This is a genomic window from Agromyces sp. Y782 (assembly GCF_059445405.1).
The window spans coordinates 492,435-512,459 of record NZ_JCAIUG010000002.1 but is presented as its reverse complement, the minus strand read 5'-3'; the positions used below and the strand labels follow the sequence as shown (position 1 = coordinate 512,459).

At 69.1% G+C, this 20,025-nt stretch carries 12 protein-coding genes; 4 read left to right on the top strand and 8 right to left on the bottom strand.

All coding sequences use genetic code 11. The features are described 5' to 3' along the window. Positions 1 to 24 precede the first annotated feature (24 nt). The 5 genes from AC1C2S_RS16555 to AC1C2S_RS16535 form a co-directional block, all read right to left on the bottom strand. A complete protein-coding gene (locus AC1C2S_RS16555) occupies positions 25 to 1,806 on the bottom strand; it encodes an alkaline phosphatase family protein (protein WP_495353704.1) in 1,782 nt (593 codons plus the stop codon). 18 nt (positions 1,807 to 1,824) lie between these two features. Next, entirely contained in the window at positions 1,825 to 4,197 is a 2,373-nt protein-coding gene (gene ligA, locus AC1C2S_RS16550; protein ID WP_495353703.1) for an NAD-dependent DNA ligase LigA, read from the bottom strand. Between the two features lie 55 nt (positions 4,198 to 4,252). Further along, positions 4,253 to 4,963 carry a hypothetical protein gene (locus tag AC1C2S_RS16545; RefSeq protein WP_495353702.1) on the bottom strand — a complete coding sequence of 237 codons (711 nt, stop codon included), beginning with the start codon at positions 4,961 to 4,963 and terminating at the stop codon, positions 4,253 to 4,255. Positions 4,964 to 5,050: 87 nt separating this feature from the next. After that, a complete protein-coding gene (gene mnmA / locus AC1C2S_RS16540) occupies positions 5,051 to 6,157 on the bottom strand; it encodes a tRNA 2-thiouridine(34) synthase MnmA (RefSeq protein ID WP_495353701.1) in 1,107 nt (368 codons plus the stop codon). Between the two features lie 60 nt (positions 6,158 to 6,217). Beyond that, positions 6,218 to 7,450, bottom strand: coding sequence for a cysteine desulfurase family protein (locus AC1C2S_RS16535; RefSeq protein WP_495353700.1), 1,233 nt, complete (start codon positions 7,448 to 7,450; stop codon positions 6,218 to 6,220). A 102-nt stretch (positions 7,451 to 7,552) separates the two neighbouring features. Here AC1C2S_RS16535 and glgX point away from each other — a divergent pair, with 102 nt between their 5' ends. Continuing rightward, positions 7,553 to 9,631 carry a glycogen debranching protein GlgX gene (gene glgX / locus AC1C2S_RS16530; protein ID WP_495353699.1) on the top strand — a complete coding sequence of 693 codons (2,079 nt, stop codon included), beginning with the start codon at positions 7,553 to 7,555 and terminating at the stop codon, positions 9,629 to 9,631. Further along, a complete protein-coding gene (gene ybaK, locus AC1C2S_RS16525; protein WP_495353698.1) occupies positions 9,631 to 10,128 on the top strand; it encodes a Cys-tRNA(Pro) deacylase in 498 nt (165 codons plus the stop codon). Before glgX ends, ybaK begins: the two co-directional genes overlap by 1 nt. A 23-nt stretch (positions 10,129 to 10,151) precedes the next feature. Here the strand turns inward: ybaK and glgP are convergent, their stop codons facing one another. After that, a complete protein-coding gene (gene glgP / locus AC1C2S_RS16520; RefSeq protein ID WP_495353697.1) occupies positions 10,152 to 12,722 on the bottom strand; it encodes an alpha-glucan family phosphorylase in 2,571 nt (856 codons plus the stop codon). Between the two features lie 104 nt (positions 12,723 to 12,826). On the opposite strand from glgP, the gene AC1C2S_RS16515 reads away from it, so the two are divergent. Then, complete coding sequence (locus AC1C2S_RS16515; RefSeq protein WP_495353696.1) at positions 12,827 to 14,860, top strand: alpha-1,4-glucan--maltose-1-phosphate maltosyltransferase; 2,034 nt, start codon at positions 12,827 to 12,829, stop codon at positions 14,858 to 14,860. Beyond that, positions 14,853 to 17,066, top strand: a complete 2,214-nt coding sequence (gene glgB, locus AC1C2S_RS16510) for a 1,4-alpha-glucan branching protein GlgB (protein WP_495353695.1) — start codon at positions 14,853 to 14,855, stop codon at positions 17,064 to 17,066. The genes AC1C2S_RS16515 and glgB overlap by 8 nt, the downstream gene beginning before the upstream one ends. 80 nt (positions 17,067 to 17,146) lie before the next feature. Here glgB and AC1C2S_RS16505 read toward each other — a convergent pair whose 3' ends face one another. Both AC1C2S_RS16505 and AC1C2S_RS16500 read right to left on the bottom strand, forming a co-directional pair. Continuing rightward, complete coding sequence (locus tag AC1C2S_RS16505; RefSeq protein ID WP_495353694.1) at positions 17,147 to 18,097, bottom strand: co-chaperone YbbN; 951 nt, start codon at positions 18,095 to 18,097, stop codon at positions 17,147 to 17,149. After that, the gene (locus AC1C2S_RS16500) at positions 18,094 to 19,998 is read right to left on the bottom strand and encodes a DUF8094 domain-containing protein (protein WP_495353693.1); all 1,905 of its coding nucleotides are present in this window, start codon (positions 19,996 to 19,998) and stop codon (positions 18,094 to 18,096) included. Before AC1C2S_RS16500 ends, AC1C2S_RS16505 begins: the two co-directional genes overlap by 4 nt. Positions 19,999 to 20,025: the final 27 nt, after the last annotated feature.

Below are 20,025 nucleotides of genomic sequence, written 5' to 3'. Positions count from 1 at the left end.
TCTCGGGATGGGGATGGATCGATTCTATCGGGGCACGCCGAACAGCCCGTCGCCGTAGCGGTGCAGCAGTTCGTAGGCCTCGGCATACGTCTCGGGCTGCGGTTCGCCCGGCTTGCCGTACTTCGCGAGCAGCAGGCCGAGCAGTCCTTGACCGGGCGGACTCAGCGGCCGCGTCGACGCGCTATCCGTTTCGTCAGGCGGGCGCTCCTCGTCGTTCGGCGGCACGTACTGCGGGGTCGGCGACGGCCAGGTCGACGGATGCCTCGGCGCGGTGAGGTTGAGCGCCGCACTGAGATCACGGGCGCCGGCGTCGCGATCGGTCAACCTGTCGAGATCGTACGTGTTCGCCAGCGTTGCGATGACAGCGGCGTGGTGGAATTCGTCGCTGATGATCGTGCCGGCCCCGGTGTAGGCCGAGATGGCGATCGCCGGCACGCGGCATCCGAGACGATCGAACCCGAACCCCATCTCGCCTTCGCCGTCGTCGTTCGGGGGCTTCGCCGAGGGCGGGGGCACGTGGTCGTAGGTGCCGCCGTGCTCATCGAAGGTGATGAGCAGCATCGTGTTGAGGGCGTTGGAACCCGACTCCGATGCCGCCCCGCGCACGGCCTGATAGACGCGGCCGACCAGCGCATCACCCGCACGCACGTCGGAAACGGCGCTGTCGACGATGGGCTCTCCGTCGAACTCTCCTTCGCGGAGCTTGCCGAACGGCGGGTGGAAGTCGTTGTGGTCGTAGACCATGCGCGGTTCGATGAACGCGTACGCGGGCAGCGTGCCCTCCGCGGCGTCACTCTCGAAATCCTCCATCGTGGCGAAGTGCTCCGTGCGCCAGAAGCGTTCGAGTACCGGTGCGTGCAGGAATCCGGTGAAGGAGATCAACTGGCGCTCGTCGAAGTAGATGCGCCAGCTCACGCCCCGCTCTTCGAGGCGGTTGAAGATCGTCGGCGAATCAGGGGCGTCGAGCCATTTGCGGTAGCCGCCGTTCAGCACGTTCGTGACGAAGCCGTGCGACGTGGAGGCGTGGAAGAACGACCGGTTGCAGAACGTCTGCGACGGCACACCGCAATACCAGTGGTCGAAGACCGCGAACTCGCGAGCCAACGTCGACAGCACCGGCAGCATGACGGGGTCGAACCCGCCCATGATCTGGCGAACCTCGTCGGCCTCAGGCGCGCGTCCGCGGCGGAGCGCGCGGAGATTCGACTCGTAGTCGCGCACGAAGCCCGACATGTCGGGCTGCGAGGCGTCGCTCGGCGCGTTGTACGGCGCGGTCATCTCCGCAGTCTCACGACCTTCGTTGTGCTCGGGGTCGATCGTGCCGAACAGTTGGGTGTTGACGTGCGGGTACTCCTCGCCGGGGTCAGGATCGGGCTGCTCCATGATCCGGTCGGTCGCACCCGTGTAGACGTGCGCGGACACCGTGCTGCCATCGGACGCGACATTCGAGTACTCGCCGAAGTCGAGCCCGTCGAAGCTCGCACCCTCGGGCAACGACTCCGTCGTGTACAGCCGGCCGAGGAGATTGTCGAACGAGCGGTTCTCTCCCATCAGCACGACGAGGTGTTCGATCGGCGTTGCGCCCTCAGGCACGGCCATCGCACTCGGCGATGGCGCGGTCGCGGTCGCGTTCGATGCTCCCCCGGCGAGCGCGGCACCGACCGCCCCACCGGCCGCGCCGCCGACGACGACTCCGGCCGCCGCCGCACCGCCGACCCTGAGGAACTCGCGGCGCGAGGGGCCGCGCGGAGCCTGTTTCGACGAAGCATCCGCCGATGCCGCTGCGTCGTCCTCTGGTGCCGACATACTCCCCCTGATTCCCGGCTAGTCGCCTTCAGCTGCCTCGATCGCCGGCAACGCAGCCGGACCTTCGCTCACGAGCACCGCGAACTGGGCGGCGTCGAGCACGCGGATGCCGAGCTCTTCGGCTTTCGCGAGCTTGGAACCGGCTCCCGGCCCGGCAGCGACGAAGTCGGTCTTCTTCGAGACGCTCGACGCGGCTTTGCCGCCCGCGGCGATGATCGCCTCGAGCGCGCCGTCACGTGTGAAGCCATCGAGCGATCCGGTCGCGACGATCGTGAGCCCCGTGAGTACTCCCCCGGCTTCGGCTGCGGCGCCCGGCCCCGGATGCCCCGGCGTCGCCCATTGGACGCCTGCGGCGGTCCACCGGTCGATGATCTCGAGATGCCAGTCGACACCGAACCAGTCGATGAGCGAGTCCGCGATGATGCCGCCGACGCCGTCGACTTCGGCGAGCTCTTCCCTGGATGCACCGCGGATCGCCTCGAGCGAGCCGAAGTGGTCGGCGAGCGCTCGCGCCGCGACCGGCCCGACGTGGCGGATGTTGAGTGAGACGAGCAGGCGAGAGAGTGGTTTCGTCTTGGCCTTGCCGAGTTCGGAAAGCAGTTTCGTCGCCGCCTCGGACGGCCCGACCTCGCGGAAGTTCTTCTTCACGCCTGCTGCTCGGCGTTCGGTCGGCTTCATGGTCTCGGTGCCTGGCGGATAGCTCGCGGGCCCGAGCTTCTGGAATGGCGCTCGCTTCACCGGCTCGCCGGTCTCGTCGTCGACCTTCGGTTCGCCCGTCTCGGCGTCGCGCACGACGACTTCGATCGGCACGAGCTCGTCGATCGTGAGATCGAAGAGGCGGGCCTCGGTGGGCAGCGGCGGCTGCGTCGGGAAGGACGGCTGGGTGAGCGCGGCCGCGGTCACCTCGCCGAGCGCCTCGATGTCGAGGCCGCCCCGTGAGCCGATGTGCTCGACCCGCCCGCGCACTTGGGCGGGGCAGGATTTCGCATTGGGGCAACGCAGATCGATGTCGCCCTCTTTCATGGCGCGCAGCGGCGTGCCGCACTCGGGACAGCGCTCGGGCATGTGCCACTCCCGTTCGCTGCCGTCGCGCAATTGTTCGACCGCACCGAGGATCTCGGGGATGACTTCGCCCGCCTTGCGCAGCACCACGGTGTCGCCGATGAGCACGCCCTTCGCCTTCACAACCTGCTGGTTGTGCAGTGTCGCCTGCCGCACGGTGCTGCCGGCGACCTTCACGGGTTCCATGACGGCGTAGGGCGTCGCGCGGCCGGTGCGGCCGACGCCGACGACGATGTCGAGGAGCTTCGTGTGCACTTCTTCGGGCGGGTACTTGTACGCGATCGCCCAACGCGGCGCGCGACTGGTCGCTCCGAGCTCGTCGTGCAGTGCGAGCTCGTCGACCTTGACGACGATGCCGTCGATCTCGTGTTCGACGTCGTGGCGATGCTCGCCGCGTTCGACGATGTACCCGGCGACGTCGTCGACCGAGTCGAATACGCGGGAGTGCGGCGAGACCGGCAGACCCCACCCGGCGAGGAGCGAGTAGATGTCGGACTGGTTCGCCACATCGGGCCCAGCCGGTGAGGCACTGCGCCAAGCGCCGATGCCGTGGAGATACAGGGCGAGTCGGCCGAGCCGCTCGCGCATGAGCGAGAGCTCGAACGTGCTCTTCTTCTCGCGGCGCTGGCGCAGGCTGCCTGCCGCAGTATTGCGTGCGTTGGCGAACTCGGGATACTTCGTGGGGATCTGCTCGATCGCACGACCCTTTGCGATCTGCTCGGCCTCGAAAGCGGCCTGCAATTCGTGCTGTCGCTCGTTCAGCGCCTCGAAGTCGCTCGTGCGCAGGAACACCTCGCCGCGCACCTCGAAGAACGCGGGGTACCCGTCGCCCTCGAGCCGCGGCGGGATGGCGGGGATCAGGTCGACGTTCTCGGTGATGTCTTCACCGACGCGGCCGTCGCCTCGCGTCGTCGCGGTCTCGAGCACACCGTCGCGGTAGGCCAGGCTGATCGCCAGTCCGTCGATCTTCAACTCGGAGAGCCAGCGCACGGGCCGCCCTGCCGCAGCGGCGGTCTTCGTCGCCCAGTCGCGGAACTCGTCGATCGAGAAGACGTTGTCGAGGCTGAGCATGCGTTCGGCGTGCTCGTGCTCGGGGAAACCCGCCGAGACGATGGCCGCGCCGACCTGCTGGGTCGGGCTGTCTTGGCCCGCGAGCTCGGGGAACGCCCGCTCGAGCGCCTCGAGCCGGTGGAAGTCGGCGTCGTACTCGGCGTCGGAGAACGGCGAGTCGCCATCGCCGTAGTAGGCGAGCCGCGCATCCTCGATGCGGTCGGCGAGCACCGCGGCTTCGGCACGGGCTGCTTCGAACTCGGTGGGGATGTCGCTCACACGCCCATAGTACGAGGCGGCACCGACGCCCGCCGGGCGTTCGGGCCCCTGTCTGCTACCGATCGAACCCGACGAGATCGACGCGACGGTGGTAGCGCACCCCGACGACGCCGCCGAGGATGGCACCGCCGATGCTCACGAGGGCCGCAACGACCGCGGCGGTGATGACGGCGATCGTCAGGGCGCTCTCGGGCACGGGGACGCGCGGGAACGCGTCGAGGTAGCCGAGGATGTCGTCCTGGCGACCCAGCACCACGCTGAGCACCGCCGCCAGGATCGCGATCACGAGCGCCCAGAGCCACACGGCGAGACCCTGCAGGACGCCGCTGAAGCGCGCCATGCGGCCGGTGACGTAGCCGCCGCAATAGAACGCCGCCAATACGATCACGAGCAGTGCGCTGACCCCGACCCATCCGACGGTGTCAGCATCGAGCAGCGCGTCGCCGGTCGACGACGCCGCACCGCGCGCCGCACCGCGACCGAGCGCAATGCCGATGGCTACGAGCAGCCCGGTGAGGATGGCCGTGACCCCTGCCGCAGTGAGCCACCCGAAGAGGGCCGAGCCGATCTTCATGCCGCCGAACACCTGCCGCTGGCGTTCGATGACCTCCTCGGCGGTGATGGGGGCGATCTCCACGATCGGTTCCCATCCGTCGGCGGGCGGGGCGACGATCGCGATGCGGCCCGTCGTGGGCGCCGGGTCGAGGTTTCGGAACGGGTCGGCCAGGTCGCGGTTCGGATCAGCGGGACTTTGCGGGTAGGACACAACGACTCCTCGTCATTGACGCGGCGCCGGGGGTAGCGCCAGCGCGAATCTACGCGATGCTGGCCGTCGAGGCGAGCCTGTCCGGGGCTACGCGTCGACCGGCACGGCGCTCACCGTGCGGTCGATCGTGAACTGGCCGAGCACCCGCGTACCGACGTAGATCACCGCGGTCTGGCCGGGCGCCACTCCATCGAGCGGATGCCCCGGCGTCACCACGAACTCGCCGTCGAAGAGCTCGGCGACCGCCGGCACGGGGTCGGCGTGCGCGCGGATCTGCACCTCGCACTCGAACGGGGTCGACAGGTCGGCGGGCGCGAGCCCGGCCCATGAGAACCGCGACCCGGCGATGAGCCCGATCGCGAGTGCCGCTTTCGGTCCGACCACGACGGTGTTCTCTTTCGGGCGCACCTCGAGCACGAAGCGCGGCTTGCCGTCGGCGGCCGGGGTGCCGAGTCGCATGCCGCGGCGCTGGCCGACGGTGAACGCGTGCGCGCCCTCGTGCGACCCCACCACGGCGCCGGTGCGGTCGACGATGTCGCCCGTCTCGGTGCCGACGCGCTCGGCGAGCCAGCCCTTCGTGTCTCCGTCGGGGATGAAGCAGATGTCGTAGGAGTCGGGCTTCTGCGCGACCGAGAGACCGCGTTCGGCGGCCTCGGCGCGCACGAGCGTCTTCGACGGCGTATCGCCGAGCGGGAAATACGCGTGCGCGAGCTGCTCGGCGGTGAGCACCCCGAGCACATAGCTCTGGTCTTTCGCCTCGGCACTCGCACGGTGGAGCTCACGGTTGCCCGCGGCATCCGTCACGATCTTGGCGTAGTGGCCGGTGGCCACCGCGTCGAAGCCGAGCGCGAGCGCCTTCTCGAGCAGCGCCGCGAACTTGATGCGCTCGTTGCAGCGCATGCAGGGGTTCGGGGTGCGACCCGCGGAGTACTCGGCGATGAAGTCGTCGACGACGTCGGCCTTGAACCGCTCGGAGAAGTCCCAGACGTAATACGGGATGCCGAGCACGTTGGCCGCCCGCTGCGCGTCCATCGAGTCTTCGATCGTGCAGCAGCCGCGGCTGCCGGTGCGCAGGGTGCCGGGCATGCGGCTGAGCGCGAGATGCACGCCGACGACCTCGTGGCCGGCCTCGACGGCGCGCGCAGCGGCAACGGCGCTGTCAACGCCGCCGCTCATCGCTGCGAGTACCTTCACGCGTTCCAGTCTAAGCATGACTGCCTGACCGGATGCCTCGCACCCCGGCCGCTCGATGGGTCAGCGGTCGAAGGAGGTGGCACGCGCGGCGAGACCGGCGCGAACCGCTTGGACGTGCGCGGCCGGCAGTGCCGCAAGGAACGCATCGACGTCGGCGTCGGTCGAAGCGTGGCCGATCGTGATGCGGAGGGCCCCGCGCGCGTCGGACTCGGAGCGACCCATGGCCATCAGCACGTGGGAGGGTTCGGGCACGCCTGCCTGGCACGCCGAGCCCGTCGAGACGGCGACCCCGGCCGCATCGAGGAGGAACAGGAGCGAGTCGCCCTCGCAGCCGGGGAACGAGAAGTGCGCGTTGCCGGGCAGGCGGCCGTGAGCGGCGGCATCCCCGGAGAGTCGCGCTTCGGGCACCGTGTCGAGCGTGCTCGCGATCAGTCGGTCGCGGAGCGTGGCCATGCGCGCCGCATCGGCGTCGAGATGAGAGGCCACGACGGATGCCGCCGCTGCGAACGAAGCTGCTGCAGCGACGTCTTGCGTGCCCGAGCGCACCTTGCGCTGCTGCCCGCCGCCGTGGATGAGCGGCTCGACGGCCGCGGAGCGGTCGAGCACGAGCGCGCCGATGCCGGCGGGGCCGCCGATCTTGTGCGCCGAGACGCTGAGCGCGACGAGCCCGGCGCCCCGCGGGGCATCCGTCGACCGCCTGATGTCGTGGAAGTCGATCGGCACCTGCCCGTAGGCCGAGATCGCGTCGACGTGCAGTGGCACGCCGGCTCGCGCGGTCAGACGTGCGACCTCCTCGACGGGCTGGATGGTGCCGACCTCGTTGTTGGCCCAGAGCATCGTCACGAGTGCCACGGATGAGGCACCCCGCGACAGCTCGGCGGCGAGCACGTCGAGGCGCACCCTGCCCACCTCGTCGAGCGGGATCTCGACCACATCGGCATCTTCGTGGGTCGCGAGCCATTCCACCGTGTCGACGGTGGCGTGGTGCTCGCCCGCCGGCACCAGGATGCGCGTGCGTGCCGCTACCGCCCCCGCATTCGTTCGCCGTTGCCACCAGATGCCCTTGATCGCCAAATTGACGGCCTCGGTGCCGTTGCCCGTGAAGACCACTTCGATGCCGTCGGCGCCGAGCGTCGCCGCAACGCGTTCGCGCGACTCCTCGAGGAGTCGTTTGGCCCGCTGGCCGGCGCTGTGGATCGACGAGGGGTTGCCGACCACGGCGAGCGCGGCGGTCAGCGCCTCGATGGCCTCGGGCAGCATCGGGGTCGTCGCTGCGTGGTCGAGATAGACCATGCGACCTCCAACCCTGATGATTGCCTTGATGACCGAGTGCGTGCGAACACGCGCACGTACACGCTTGCAGGCGTGTCGCCTCCACGAACTACTGTAGAACGCATGCCTGAGCGCGATCCCCTGCACGACCTCGGTGTTCGGGCAGATGCCGACGGCGGGGTCGCCCGAGTGTGGTCGCAGCACGCGACATCCGTCGATCTCGTCGTCTTCGACGCCGACGACCTCGACTGGGCGGTCGCACGGACTCCGCTCACGCGCGACGCGCACGGCGTCTGGCAGGGTGAGTCGACCGCTCTGCGAGCCGGAGCGCGCTACGGGCTCCGCGTCGACGGACCCGCCGGCATCGATCACGCGTTCAACCCGGTGCACACGCTGCTCGACCCCTACGCCCGCGGACTCGCCCGCGCCGACGACGGCTCATGGCGCGGCGTCGCCCTCGATTCGCTCACGGCGACGGGTTTCGAGTGGGGCGACTCGGCGAAGCCCCGAGTGCCGCTCGACCGCACCGTCGTCTACGAGGCCCACGTGCGAGGGTTCTCCAAGCTCAACCCGGCGATTCCCGAGGCGCTGCGCGGCACCTACGCAGGGCTCGCGCACGACGCATCGCTCGAGTACCTCACGGGGCTCGGCGTCACGACGGTCGAGCTCCTGCCCGCGCAGGCCTTCGTCACCGAACAACGGCTCGTGCGCCAGGGCAAGCTCAACTACTGGGGCTACAACACGCTTGCGTTCTTCGCGACGCACGCGCCCTATGCGAGTGCTGCGGCACAGGCCGAGGGGGCCGTCGCCGTGCGGCGGGAGTTCGCCGGCATGGTTCGGCGCCTGCACGAGGCCGGCCTCGAAGTCGTGCTCGACGTCGTCTACAACCACACGGCCGAAGAGGGGCGCGAGGGGCCGACCTACTCGTTCCGCGGCATCGACAACGCCGCCTACTACCGCCACGACGCCCACGGGCGCTACGTCGACACGACCGGATGCGGCAACAGCCTCGACTTCGGGGCCGATGCACCGCAGCGCCTCGTGCTCGACTCGATGCGGTACTTCGCCGAGGAGTTGCAGGTCGACGGGTTCCGGCTCGACCTCGCCGCGACGCTCGGTCGTGACGACCACGAGGCGTTCACACCCGAGCACCCGCTGCTGCGCGCGATGCTCGACGACCCGGTGCTCGGCAGCACGAAGCTCATCGCCGAGCCGTGGGATGTCGGACCCGGCGGCTGGCAGACCGGAAACTTCCCGGCGGGCTTCTCCGAATGGAACGACCGCTATCGCGACTGGATGCGCGACTTCTGGCTCGGCGACCTGCGTCGTGAGCGCGAGACCGGTTCGACCGGCAGCGGCATCGGCCGCTTCGCGACGCGGCTCGCGGGCTCGTCGAACACCTTCTCGGCCGATCGGGGGCCGCTCGCGAGCCTGAATTTCGTGACCTCGCACGACGGATTCACGCTCGCCGACCTCACCGCCTACGACACGAAGCACAATCAGGGCAACGGCGAGGGCAACCGCGACGGCACCGACTCGAACAACTCCTACAACCACGGGGTCGAGGGTGAGGCGGCCGACCCCGCCATTCGGGCGGCACGCCGGCGCAGCATCCGGAACCTGCTCGGTACCCTGCTGCTCTCGGCGGGCGTGCCGATGATCACCGCGGGCGACGAGTTCGGCCGCAGCCAGCGCGGCAACAACAACGCCTACTGTCACGACTCGCCGCTCACCTGGCTCGCCTGGGATCCGGCCGAGCGGGCTCCGTTCGGCCCAGAACTCCTCGCGACGGCGCGCCACCTCATCCGGATCCGCGCCGCGAACCCCGCGCTTCGACCGGTGCGGTTCGGTCGCCTCGGCGAGCGAACACCGAGCGCCACCCGCATGGACTGGTTCAACGCCGACGGCGAGTCGATGGACATCGAAGACTGGAACTCCCCCGCAGAGCGCACCCTGCAGTACCTCGCCGCCTCGACGCCCGAGACCGAGGCGTTCAACCAGATCCTCCTCGTCGTGCACGCGCACGAGTCGACCGCCGTCGTCGTGCTGCCCGAACACGAGGGCGTCAGCGGCTACGCCCTGCTCTGGGACTCGGCAGACGAAGCGCCACCGGCCGCCGGCACGCCGACAGTCGCGCCAGGCGGCCGCGTCGACGTCGATGCCCAATCGATGCGCCTCTACCGTGCCGAGGGCCGCGAGTGATGGCCAAACGAGCGGATGCCTCGGCGAGCACGCCCGCCACACTCGCTCTCACCCGGGCAGGCGTCACCTTCACTGCGCACGCATACGACCACGATCCCCGTGCCGGCGCCTACGGCCTCGAAGCAGCCGAGAAACTCGGCCTCGATCCCGACCGGGTGTTCAAAACCCTGCTCGCGAACGTGGATGGCGCCTTGGCCGTCGGCATCGTTCCCGTCGCCATGCAACTCGACCTGAAGACGTTCGCCGCTGCGCTCGGTGGCAAGCGTGCAGAGATGGCGGACCCCGCCCTCGCCGAACGGAAGACCGGGTACGTCGTCGGCGGCATCAGCCCCATCGGGCAGAAGACTGCGCTCGCGACCGTGCTCGACGAATCGGCGATGCTCTGCGAGACGATCTACGTCTCGGGCGGGCGGCGCGGCCTCGACCTCGAACTCGCCCCCGACGACCTGCTCGCCGCCACCCATGGCCGCGCCGCGCCCATCGCCCGCGCTCGCTGAGCTTCAGCTCGCAACGACCGGGCTCAGCTCGCGACGGCCACGAGGCCGAGTTCCGCCGTCGACAAGAGCAGTGGATGCCGCGGCACCACGCGTACCGTGTACCCGAACGCCCCCGGCCGGTCGAGCACGACGGTGCCCGTGTACAGGTGCTGGCCCGGCGAGACCGTGGCCGCCGAGGCATCCGTCGCCGGATCGAGCGCGGCCCACTGTACGGCGTCGATCGTGTCGTCGGCACGGCTGCGACCGTAGACGACCTCGACGGTGACGTCGTCGGGCGAGAGCTCGCCGAGTGCGATGTAGGCGCGCAAGTGCAGCTCGTCGCCGACGTGCGGCGCATCGACACCGCCCGACTCGACGTGCGCGACCTGCACACCGGCCCACGCCGCTCGCACTCTCGCGCTCCACGCCGAGAGCTCTCGTGCACCGCGTGCGCCCTCGGCGGAGACGTGGGCGAAGTGCTCGGCCGCCGGCCGGTACAGACGCTCGACGTACTCGCGCACCATGCGATCGGCGCCGAGTTCGGGAGCGAGGGTCGCGAGGGTGGTGCGCACCCGGCGCACCCACTCGACCGGTACCGCGTCGACGTCGCGCTCGTAGTACCTCGTCGCGACCCGGTGTTCGAGGAGGTCGTAGAGGGCGGCCGCCTCGAGCGCGTCGCGCTCACCCGCGTCGCCCGCGGAATCGGCCGACGGGATCACCCAACCGGAGTCCTCGCTCGCGAATTCGGCCCACCAACCGTCGAGGATCGACAAGTTGAGCGCGCCGTTCATGGCCGCCTTCATACCCGAGGTACCGCACGCCTCGAGGGGGCGCAAGGGATTGTTCAGCCAGACATCGCACCCCGGGTAGAGGATCTCGGCCATGCCCATGTCGTAATCGGGCAGGAATACGATGCGCCCACGCAACTCGGGCTGCTGCGCGAACTGCACGAGCTGCTGGATGAGCCGTTTGCCCTCATCGTCGGCCGGGTGCGACTTGCCGGCGATCACGAACTGCACGGGCCGCTCGGGGTTCGTGAGGATCGACTTCAGTCGCTCGGGGTCGGCGAGCATGAGCGTGAGTCGCTTGTAGGTCGGCACTCGGCGGGCGAAGCCGACCGTGAGCGTGTCAGGGTCGAGCACCTGGAACACCCACTTCGGCGGCTCGGCACCCGAGTGCTGTTCCCGCCACGCCGCCGCGAGACGCCTGCGCGCATCGTCGACGAGCTGTTGACGCATCCTTCGCTTGACCGCCCAGAACTCGCCGTCGGTGAGCGCGGGGCTTCGCCAGTCGGCGTGCTCGGTGTCGCCCGTGCCGAGCGTCGTCTCGGCGAGGTCGAGCAGTGCAGGGTCCGTCCACGTCGGCGCATGCACGCCGTTCGTGATCGACGTGATCGGCACCTCGTCGGAGTCGAAGCCGGGCCACAGCTCGCCGAACATGCGCCGGCTCACCTCGCCGTGCAGTTTCGAGACGCCGTTCGCATGCTGGGCGAGCCGCAGACCCATGACGGCCATGTTGAACGCACTCGTCTCCGGATCGGCACCGGGTTCGACGCCGAGGGCGAGCGCATCGGCGGGGTCGACACCGGGCAGCAGCGAACTCGAGAGGTACCGTTCGACGAGCGCCCGGTCGAAGCGGTCGATGCCGGCGGGCACGGGCGTGTGCGTCGTGAAGACCGTACCGGCACGCACGAGTTGCAGCGCCTCGGCGAATGTGAGCCCCTCACCGATGTAGGTGGCGATGCGCTCGAGCCCCAGGAACCCAGCATGTCCCTCGTTCATATGGAACACGTCGGGAGCGGGGCGTCCGCTGAGCTCAGTCCACGCCCGCACCGCACGGGCGCCGCCGATGCCGAGCAACAGCTCCTGCAGCAGTCGGTGCTCGCCACCGCCGCCGTAGAGCCGATCGGTGACCGAACGCAGCTCGTCGGCATTGGCCGGGATGTCGGTGTCCAGCAGCAGGAGCGGAATGCGGCCGACGTCGGCCTTCCACACGCGCGCGTACAGCGAACGGTCGTCGGGAAGCGCGAGCGTCACCTGCACCGGTGCGCCGTCTGCGCCGCGCAGCACCGAGAGCGGCAGGCCATCGGGGTCGAGCACCGGGTAACGCTCCTGTTGCCAGCCATCGGGCGAGATCGACTGCGAGAAGTACCCCGCCTTGTAGAAGAGCCCGACGCCGACGAGGGGCACGCCGAGGTCGGATGCCGCCTTCAGATGGTCGCCCGCGAGGATACCGAGACCGCCCGAGTACTGGGGCAACGCCGCGGTGATGCCGAACTCGGGCGAGAGATACGCGATCGTTCGCGGCGCCTCGGCGCCGAGCGACTGGAACCATCGCGGCTCCGCGAGGTACTCGCGAAGGCCCGCCCGCTCGCGTTCGGCCCACTCGACGTAACCGCCGTCGACGGCCAACTCGTCGAGACGCGCCGGGTCGACCTCGCCGAGAAACGCGACCGGATCGCGCTCGGAGGTGCGCCACAGCTCGGGGTCGATGTGCTGGAACAGGCGACGAGTGGGCTCGTGCCACGACCAGCGCAGATTGGCGGCGAGCTCTTCGAGCGAAGAGAGCGAGCCGGGAACGACGGCGCGAACGGTGAACTTGCGAATCGGCTTCACGGCTCAACCCTAGGTCGAGAGCATGTCGAGCGTGTGAACGGCGGCACGCGCGCAGGCGCACGTTTCGACCGGCTCGATCAGCGCAAACGCGCTACGGTCGAACCGTGACGTCCAGCCCTGTGCTCGCCGGCCGGATCCCAGTGACCCGGCTCACCCCAGCCGTGCCCGACGAACGGTGGCGACCGCGCGCCTTCGAGGGCGAAGTCGTGCCGTTCCGTGCGACGGTGTTTCGCGAGGGGCACGACCAGGTGGGCGCGATGCTCGTCATCACGAGCCCGTCGGGCCAGACGCACAGCGAGCGGATGTCTCCGCTGGCGGCCGGCACCGACCGGTGGGAGGCCGAAGTCCTCCTCGACACGATCGGCGAGTGGCGCTGGCGCGTCACGGGATTCGACGACGAGATCTCGACCTGGCGCCACGATGCCGCGCTCAAGGTCGACGCCGGCGTCGACACCGAGCTGATGTTCGAGATCGGAGCGCGCCTCGTCGATCGGGCGGTCGCCGAGAAGACCCGGCCGCTCGCGGCTCGCCGGCGCCTCACGACCCTGGCCGCCGGGTTGCGCGACCGCGAGGCATCCGTCGCCGAACGTCGAGCCCTCATCGACGACCCCGCATTCGACGAGTTCGACGCCCACCCGCTCGCGCGGCTCTCGACCGATTCCCCCGAGCGCACGATCCTCGTCGAGCGTCGCCGCGCCGGCGTCGGCTCCTGGTACGAGTTCTTCCCGAGGTCGGAGGGGGCGAAGCAGCTGAAGGACGGCAGCTGGAAGTCGGGCACGTTCCGCTCTGCGGCCAAGCGCCTCGACGGCGTCGCCGCGATGGGCTTCGACGTCGTCTACCTGCCGCCGATCCATCCGATCGGCGTCACCAACCGCAAGGGACGCAACAACACCCTCGCCGCCGGGCCGCACGACCCCGGCTCGCCGTGGGCGATCGGCGGGCCACTCGCCGACGGCACCCCGGGCGGCCACGACGCGATCCACCCCGACCTCGGCACGCTCGCCGACTTCCGGGCCTTCGTGCGCCGCGCGGCCGCACTCGGCATCGAGGTCGCGCTCGACCTCGCCCTGCAGGCCTCACCCGACCATCCGTGGGTGAGCGCGCATCCCGAGTGGTTCACGCAGCTGCCCGACGGCACGATCCGGTACGCGGAGAACCCGCCGAAGAAGTACCAGGACATCTACCCCGTGAACTTCGACGACGACCCGGCACGGCTCTTCGACGAGGTGCTGCGCGTCGTTCGGCACTGGATGAAACAGGGCGTGCGCATCTTCCGGGTCGACAACCCGCACACGAAGCCGCTCGCCTTCTGGGAGCGGCTGCTCGGCGCAGTGAACGCCGATGACCCAGGCGTGATCTTCCTCGCCGAGGCGTTCACTCGACCCGCGATGATGCAGGCCCTCGCGATGGTCGGCTTCCAGCAGTCGTACTCGTACTTCACCTGGCGCAACACGAAGGCCGAACTCGAGGAGTTCCTCGCCTCGGTGTCGCAGGAGACGGCCGATTTCATGCGCCCGAACCTCTTCGTGAACACCCCCGACATCCTCACCGAGTACCTGCAGTTCGGCGGTCCGGCCGCATTCACGGTGCGCGCGACGATCGCCGCAACGGCCGCGCCGCTCTGGGGCGTCTACGCGGGGTTCGAGCATTTCGAGTCGGTGGCGCGACCCGGCGCCGAAGAGGCCATCGACAACGAGAAGTACGAGTACAAGCCGCGCGACTTCGCCGCCGCCGAGCGGGAGGGCCGCTCGCTGGCGCTCTACCTCGGCATCCTCAACCGCATTCGGGCGGAGCATCCTGCGCTCGGCCAGCTCCGCAACATCAGCTTCCATGCCAGCGACGACGATTCGGTGCTCGTCTACTCGAAGCACCTCGAGGCACGATTCACCGGCAGCGGGGCACGGCACGGCACCGATGACACGATCATCGTCGTCGCGAACGTCGACCCGCACTCGGTGCGGGAGACCACCGTGCACCTCGATCTCGAAGCACTGGGCCTCGAAGCCGGCAGCACATTCGAGGTCGAAGAACTCGTGACCGGCGAACGATGGCGCTGGGGCGCATCCAACTACGTGCGACTCGACGCCTTCACGCGACCCGCGCACATTCTGTACGTGAGAAGGGGCACGGATGCCTGAACCACTCACCGCACCCGTCATCGCCGACGAGGTGCTCGCGGCCGTCGCCGAGGGGCGGCACCCCGATCCGCACTCGGTGCTCGGACAGCATGGATTCGACGAATCGCAGCTCGAGGGGCCGCTCACGGTGATCCGCACCCGACGCCCGCTCGCCGAATCTGTCGAAGCCCTGCTCGACGGCGGCGAGGTGCTCACCCTCGCGCACGTCGGCCACGGCATCTGGGTCGGCGCCGGAGCATTCGGACCGATCGACTATCGCATCCACGCCCGCTACACGGAAGATGCGGAGTGGACGAGCGACGACCCGTACCGCTTCGCGCCCACCATCGGCGAGCTCGACCTGCACCTGATCGACGAGGGGCGGCACGAACAGCTCTGGCATGTGCTCGGCGCGCACCATCGCGACCATTGGGGCGTCGCAGGCAGCGTTCATGGCACCGCCTTCACCGTGTGGGCGCCGCGCGCCCGCGCTGCGCGGGTCGTCGGAGTGTTCAACCGTTGGGACGGGTCGGGACATGCCATGCGCAGCATGGGCGCGACCGGCATCTGGGAACTCTTCATCCCCGACGTCGAGCCCGGCGCGATCTACAAGTTCGAGCTGCTCACGGCCTCGGGCGACTGGGTCATGAAGGCCGACCCGATGGCACGAGAGGCGGAGGTCGCTCCCGCGACCGCTTCCGTGGTGTCGGTGAGCGATCACGACTGGGGCGACGACGACTGGATGTCGCGGCGCGCCCGCACCGACCTCCATTCGCTGCCCATGAGCATCTACGAACTGCACCTCGGCTCCTGGCGCCCCGGCAAGGGATACCGCGACGTCGCCGACGAGCTCATCGAGTACCTCGATTGGCTGGGTTACACGCACGTCGAGTTCATGCCCCTCGCGGAGCATCCGTTCGGCGGTTCGTGGGGCTATCAGGTGACCGGATACTACGCGGTGACCAGCCGGTTCGGCTCCCCCGACGATCTCAAGTACCTCATCGACCGACTGCACGGTGCCGGCGTCGGCGTCATCATGGACTGGGTGCCCGGGCACTTCCCGAAAGACGAGTGGGCACTCGCCCGCTTCGACGGCGAGCCGCTCTACGAACACGCCGACCCCCGCCGCGGCGAGCAGCTCGACTGGGGCACCTACGTGTTCGACTACGGCAACCCGCGGGTGCGCAATTTCCTCGTCGCGAACGCCCTCTTCTGGTTCGAGGAGATGCATGTCGACGGGTTGCGTGTCGACGCCGTCGCCTCGATGCTCTACCTCGACTACTCGCGCGAAGAGGGCGGCTGGCTGCCGAACATCCACGGTGGCCGCGAGCACCTCGAGGCGATCGCCTTTCTGCAGGAGGCGACCGCGACCGCGTACAAGCGCAATCCAGGCATCGTCATGATCGCCGAGGAGTCGACGAGTTGGCCCGGAGTCACCGCGCCGACCTCGACCGGTGGGCTCGGCTTCGGCTACAAGTGGAACATGGGCTGGATGCACGATTCGCTGCAGTACATCCAGAACGACCCGATGTACCGCTCGCATCACCACCACGACCTTACCTTCTCGTTCCTCTACGCGTTCAGCGAGCACTTCGTGCTGCCGATCAGCCACGACGAGGTCGTGCACGGCAAGGGCTCGCTCGTTCGCAAGATGCCGGGCGACCACTGGCAGCAGCTCGCGAACGTGCGCGCCTACCTCGCCTTCATGTGGGCGCACCCCGGCAAGCAACTGCTCTTCATGGGGCAGGAGTTCGGCCAGCTCTCCGAGTGGAGCGAGGAGCGTGGCCTCGATTGGTGGATCCTCGACCAGCCGAGCCACCGACAGCTCGCCGAGTTCGTCGGAGCGCTGAACCGCGGCTATCGCGCGACCCCGGCGCTGTGGCAACTCGATGACGACGACGCCGGATTCGAGTGGGTCGAGGGCGGGGCCGCCGCCGAGAATGTCATCGCGTTTCTCCGCTACGACCGCGAGCGTTGTCCGCTGCTCTGCGTCGTGAACTTCGCAGGAGTGCCGCACGAGGGTTTCCGGCTGGGACTGCCGACTGCCGGCCGCTGGCGCGAACTCCTGAACTCGGATGCCGCGGAGTTCGGCGGCTCGGGCGTGGGCAACCTCGGCGGGGTCGATGCAACCGCGACGCCGTGGGCGGGGCGACCGGCCTCGGCGTCATTCGCACTGCCACCGCTGGGAGCGGTCTGGTTCACGCTCGACCATACGTTGATCGAGTAGCGAGCGCCGGCGGGCGACACATCATTGATCGAGTAGTGAGCGCAAGCGAACGTATCGAGATCCGCCCGCCCGCGCCCGCCTCAGTACAAGAGGTTCGTGAACCGTCGCCGCGCGGCGACGACTCTCGGGTCGTCGGTGCCGACGACCTCGAACAGCTCGACGAGCCGCTCGCGCACGAGCTTCTTGCCGTCGGCATCGAGGTTCGGGAACACCGTCAGCAACCGGTCGAACGCATCGTCGATGTGCCCGCCCGACAGATCGAGGTCGGCGACGTCGAGCTGGGCACCGAGATCGTCCGGTGATGCTGCCGCAGCATTTCGGATCTCGTCGAGGGTCTTGCCTCGCAACCGACCGAGCAGGTTCGCCTGAGCGAGCCCCGCCACGGCCAGGGTGTCACGGGGGTCCTGCGCGATCGCCGTGCGATAGGCGGATGCCGCGGCATCGAAGTCGCCCCGCTCGATCGCGTCGTACGCCTCTTGATGCAATGGAGGCAACGGCTCCTCGACCGGCTCAGCGGGTGCAGCGTCACCGGTCTCGCCCTGCTCGATGCTGCCGGTCACGCCGTGTTGACCGGCGAGCTCGAGCAACTGATCGAACACCTGGTCGATGACCTCGTCGGGCTGCTCCCCTGCGAAGAGCGGCACCGGCTGGCCGGCGACCACCGCGACAACCGTCGGGATGGACTGCGCCTGGAACGCCTGCACGAGCTGGGCGCTGCGATCGGCGTCGGCCGCAGCGAGCACCAGGCGTCCGCCCCGCGCACGAACGAGGCGTTCGAGCGTGGCGAGCAGCGCCTTCGACGGCTCACTCCAGGTCGCCCAGAGCGCGACCACGACCGGCACGGTGCGCGAGAGTTCGAGCGTGGCGCCGAACGCCGCGTCATCCGTCTCGAAGACGATCTGATCGGTCGGGCCGGATGCCGCGTGCGCACCTTGCTCGCCCTGACCGGCCGGCGGCTGCCGTTGCACGAGGGCCGACAGGTCGACCGCGCCGCGAAGCGCTGCGCCTGAGGGGGGAATCGGGTTGGTCACGGTATCTCCGATGCTCCGATGAGGCTTTCCGACCAGCCGAGCAGTCGGATCTGGTCGTCGGCGTCGTTGCCGACGCCTGGGACGTAGAAGAGCAGTTGGATGCCGATGACGCGCTGCACACCCTTCGCGCTCTTGTCGGCAAAGCCGGACAATGCGGCGGCAGGCCCCGGCTCGTATCCGATCGTGCCGCCGTCGTTGGGAACGACCTTCTCGGTCTGCTCGATCGAGACGGTCACGAGCGCGCCGGCGTCGTTCGTGGCAAGCGCAATCGTCGGACTGCCTCCGACCGCGTTCGAGTAGGTCGCGTCGGCTGTTGCGGGCAACTGGTCGTTCGTCGCCTGTTGCCCGGTCACCCCGAGTTGCTCCCTGAGCGCATCGCCCTCGGGGTCGAACATCGGCGCGAACTCGGAGGCGTCGCCCTTGAGCAGGATGTCGGCATATGCCGCTGCGACCTGGCCCGTCGGCATCACGAGACCCTTGAACTCCGGAGAGATGGGCGGAGCACCGATGGACGCCGGTGCGACCTCGGGAACATCGGCATCGGGCGCGAGCGCCATCGCGTAGAGGATCTGGTAGTTCTCGCGCGGCGTCTGCTGCACGAGCACGAGTGCCGTCGGTGCGATGGTCGGATCATCGGCGTTCTTCGCGATGGTGAGCACCGTGCGCGGCCAGCCGGTGGCCTGCTGCGGCAGCGTCAATGTGAGCGGCGACGCCGGGATGGGCGAGGGTGCGGGATGCTCGGCCAGAGTGCCACGGATCGCATAATTGGCGGTGCGCGCCGCGAGCGCCGGCCCCGTGAATCGTTGCGCAGCAGCCGCCGCGTCGCCCGAGGCATCGACTTCGTTGGCGAACACCGCGACGCGACGCATGATGCGCTCCATCTGCGGAACCGTCACCGCCGGCTGCGCCTCGGCCTCTGCGTCGCCCGTGCCTTCGTCCGCCGGCGTGGTCGCGAGATCCGTGGCTGGAGCCGTCGTCTCGACGGCGCCCTGGTCGAAGCTCGGCCAGTAGTCGGACGAACACGCGCTGAGTGCGAGTGCCGGTATCACGAGGAACGGCACGATCGCGACACGCCTGGCGCGGCCGATGGCGCGACGACCGCCGCCGCCACCGATCTGGGTACGGCCCGGTTTCGGGGCGCTCGGAAGCTTGCCTCGCGACCCCTTCGACAGGTTGCGGCGAGGACCTCGCGAACGGCGGTGGTTCACGAACCCCGAGATAAGCAGCGCGATGCCCAGCAAGAAGACGAGTGCGCCGCCGACGATGAGCGGACCCGCCCACGGCGTGGCGTTGTCGAGCGGCCAGTCGATCTTCACGCGCGAGGGAAGGGTGTCGCCGCCGCCGGCCGTGATCAGCACCGAGATGCCATCGGGCACGTCGATCGTCGTGGTGAGCACCATGCTGTCGCTGAATTCGTCGAGCCAGAGGTCGGAGCCGACAGGTGAGGGAACGACGGCCGTCTCATCGACCGTCTCGGGCGGAGTCGTGGTGGCCGGTGGCGTGGCCGTCTCCGAGTCGTCGACGGGGTCGGCCACGACGATCTCGTTGGTCAGCTCGCCGGCGGCTGCGTCATACCCCACGGCCACGTACTGCGTCTCGCCGAGCCAGGCCTCCACATCAGAGCTTCGCCCGTAAGAGAGGTACGCCTTCGGAGAGCCCGACACGGTGATCGTCTGCTTGCCGTCATGAGCTGCCAACGCCTCTGGACCGAGCACGACGAAGTCGGCCTCGCCGCCTGAGAGCTGGGCGGACATCGAGACGCGGTCGGGCTCGAGGAACACCGTGCGCTGTGCGATGCCGAGCCCGATCATCACGGCCGCGGCGATGAACGCCACGATTGCGAAGACGAAGCGCACGAACTGACCTCCACTGTCACCAACGGCGACATCTGACAAAGACATTCCACACTATCGGCGGAGTCTGGGAGA

What these genes read in the sequence shown, in the direction of transcription:
- glgX (WP_495353699.1), top strand. Translation starts at nt 7,553, where the DNA reads ATGCCTGAGCGCGATCCCCTGCACGACCTCGGTGTTCGGGCAGATGCC.
- AC1C2S_RS16555 (WP_495353704.1), bottom strand. Translation starts at nt 1,806, where the DNA reads ATGTCGGCACCAGAGGACGACGCAGCGGCATCGGCGGATGCTTCGTCG.
- glgB (WP_495353695.1), top strand. Translation starts at nt 14,853, where the DNA reads ATGCCTGAACCACTCACCGCACCCGTCATCGCCGACGAGGTGCTCGCG.
- AC1C2S_RS16535 (WP_495353700.1), bottom strand. Translation starts at nt 7,450, where the DNA reads ATGGTCTATCTCGACCACGCAGCGACGACCCCGATGCTGCCCGAGGCC.
- AC1C2S_RS16500 (WP_495353693.1), bottom strand. Translation starts at nt 19,998, where the DNA reads ATGTCTTTGTCAGATGTCGCCGTTGGTGACAGTGGAGGTCAGTTCGTG.
- ybaK (WP_495353698.1), top strand. Translation starts at nt 9,631, where the DNA reads ATGGCCAAACGAGCGGATGCCTCGGCGAGCACGCCCGCCACACTCGCT.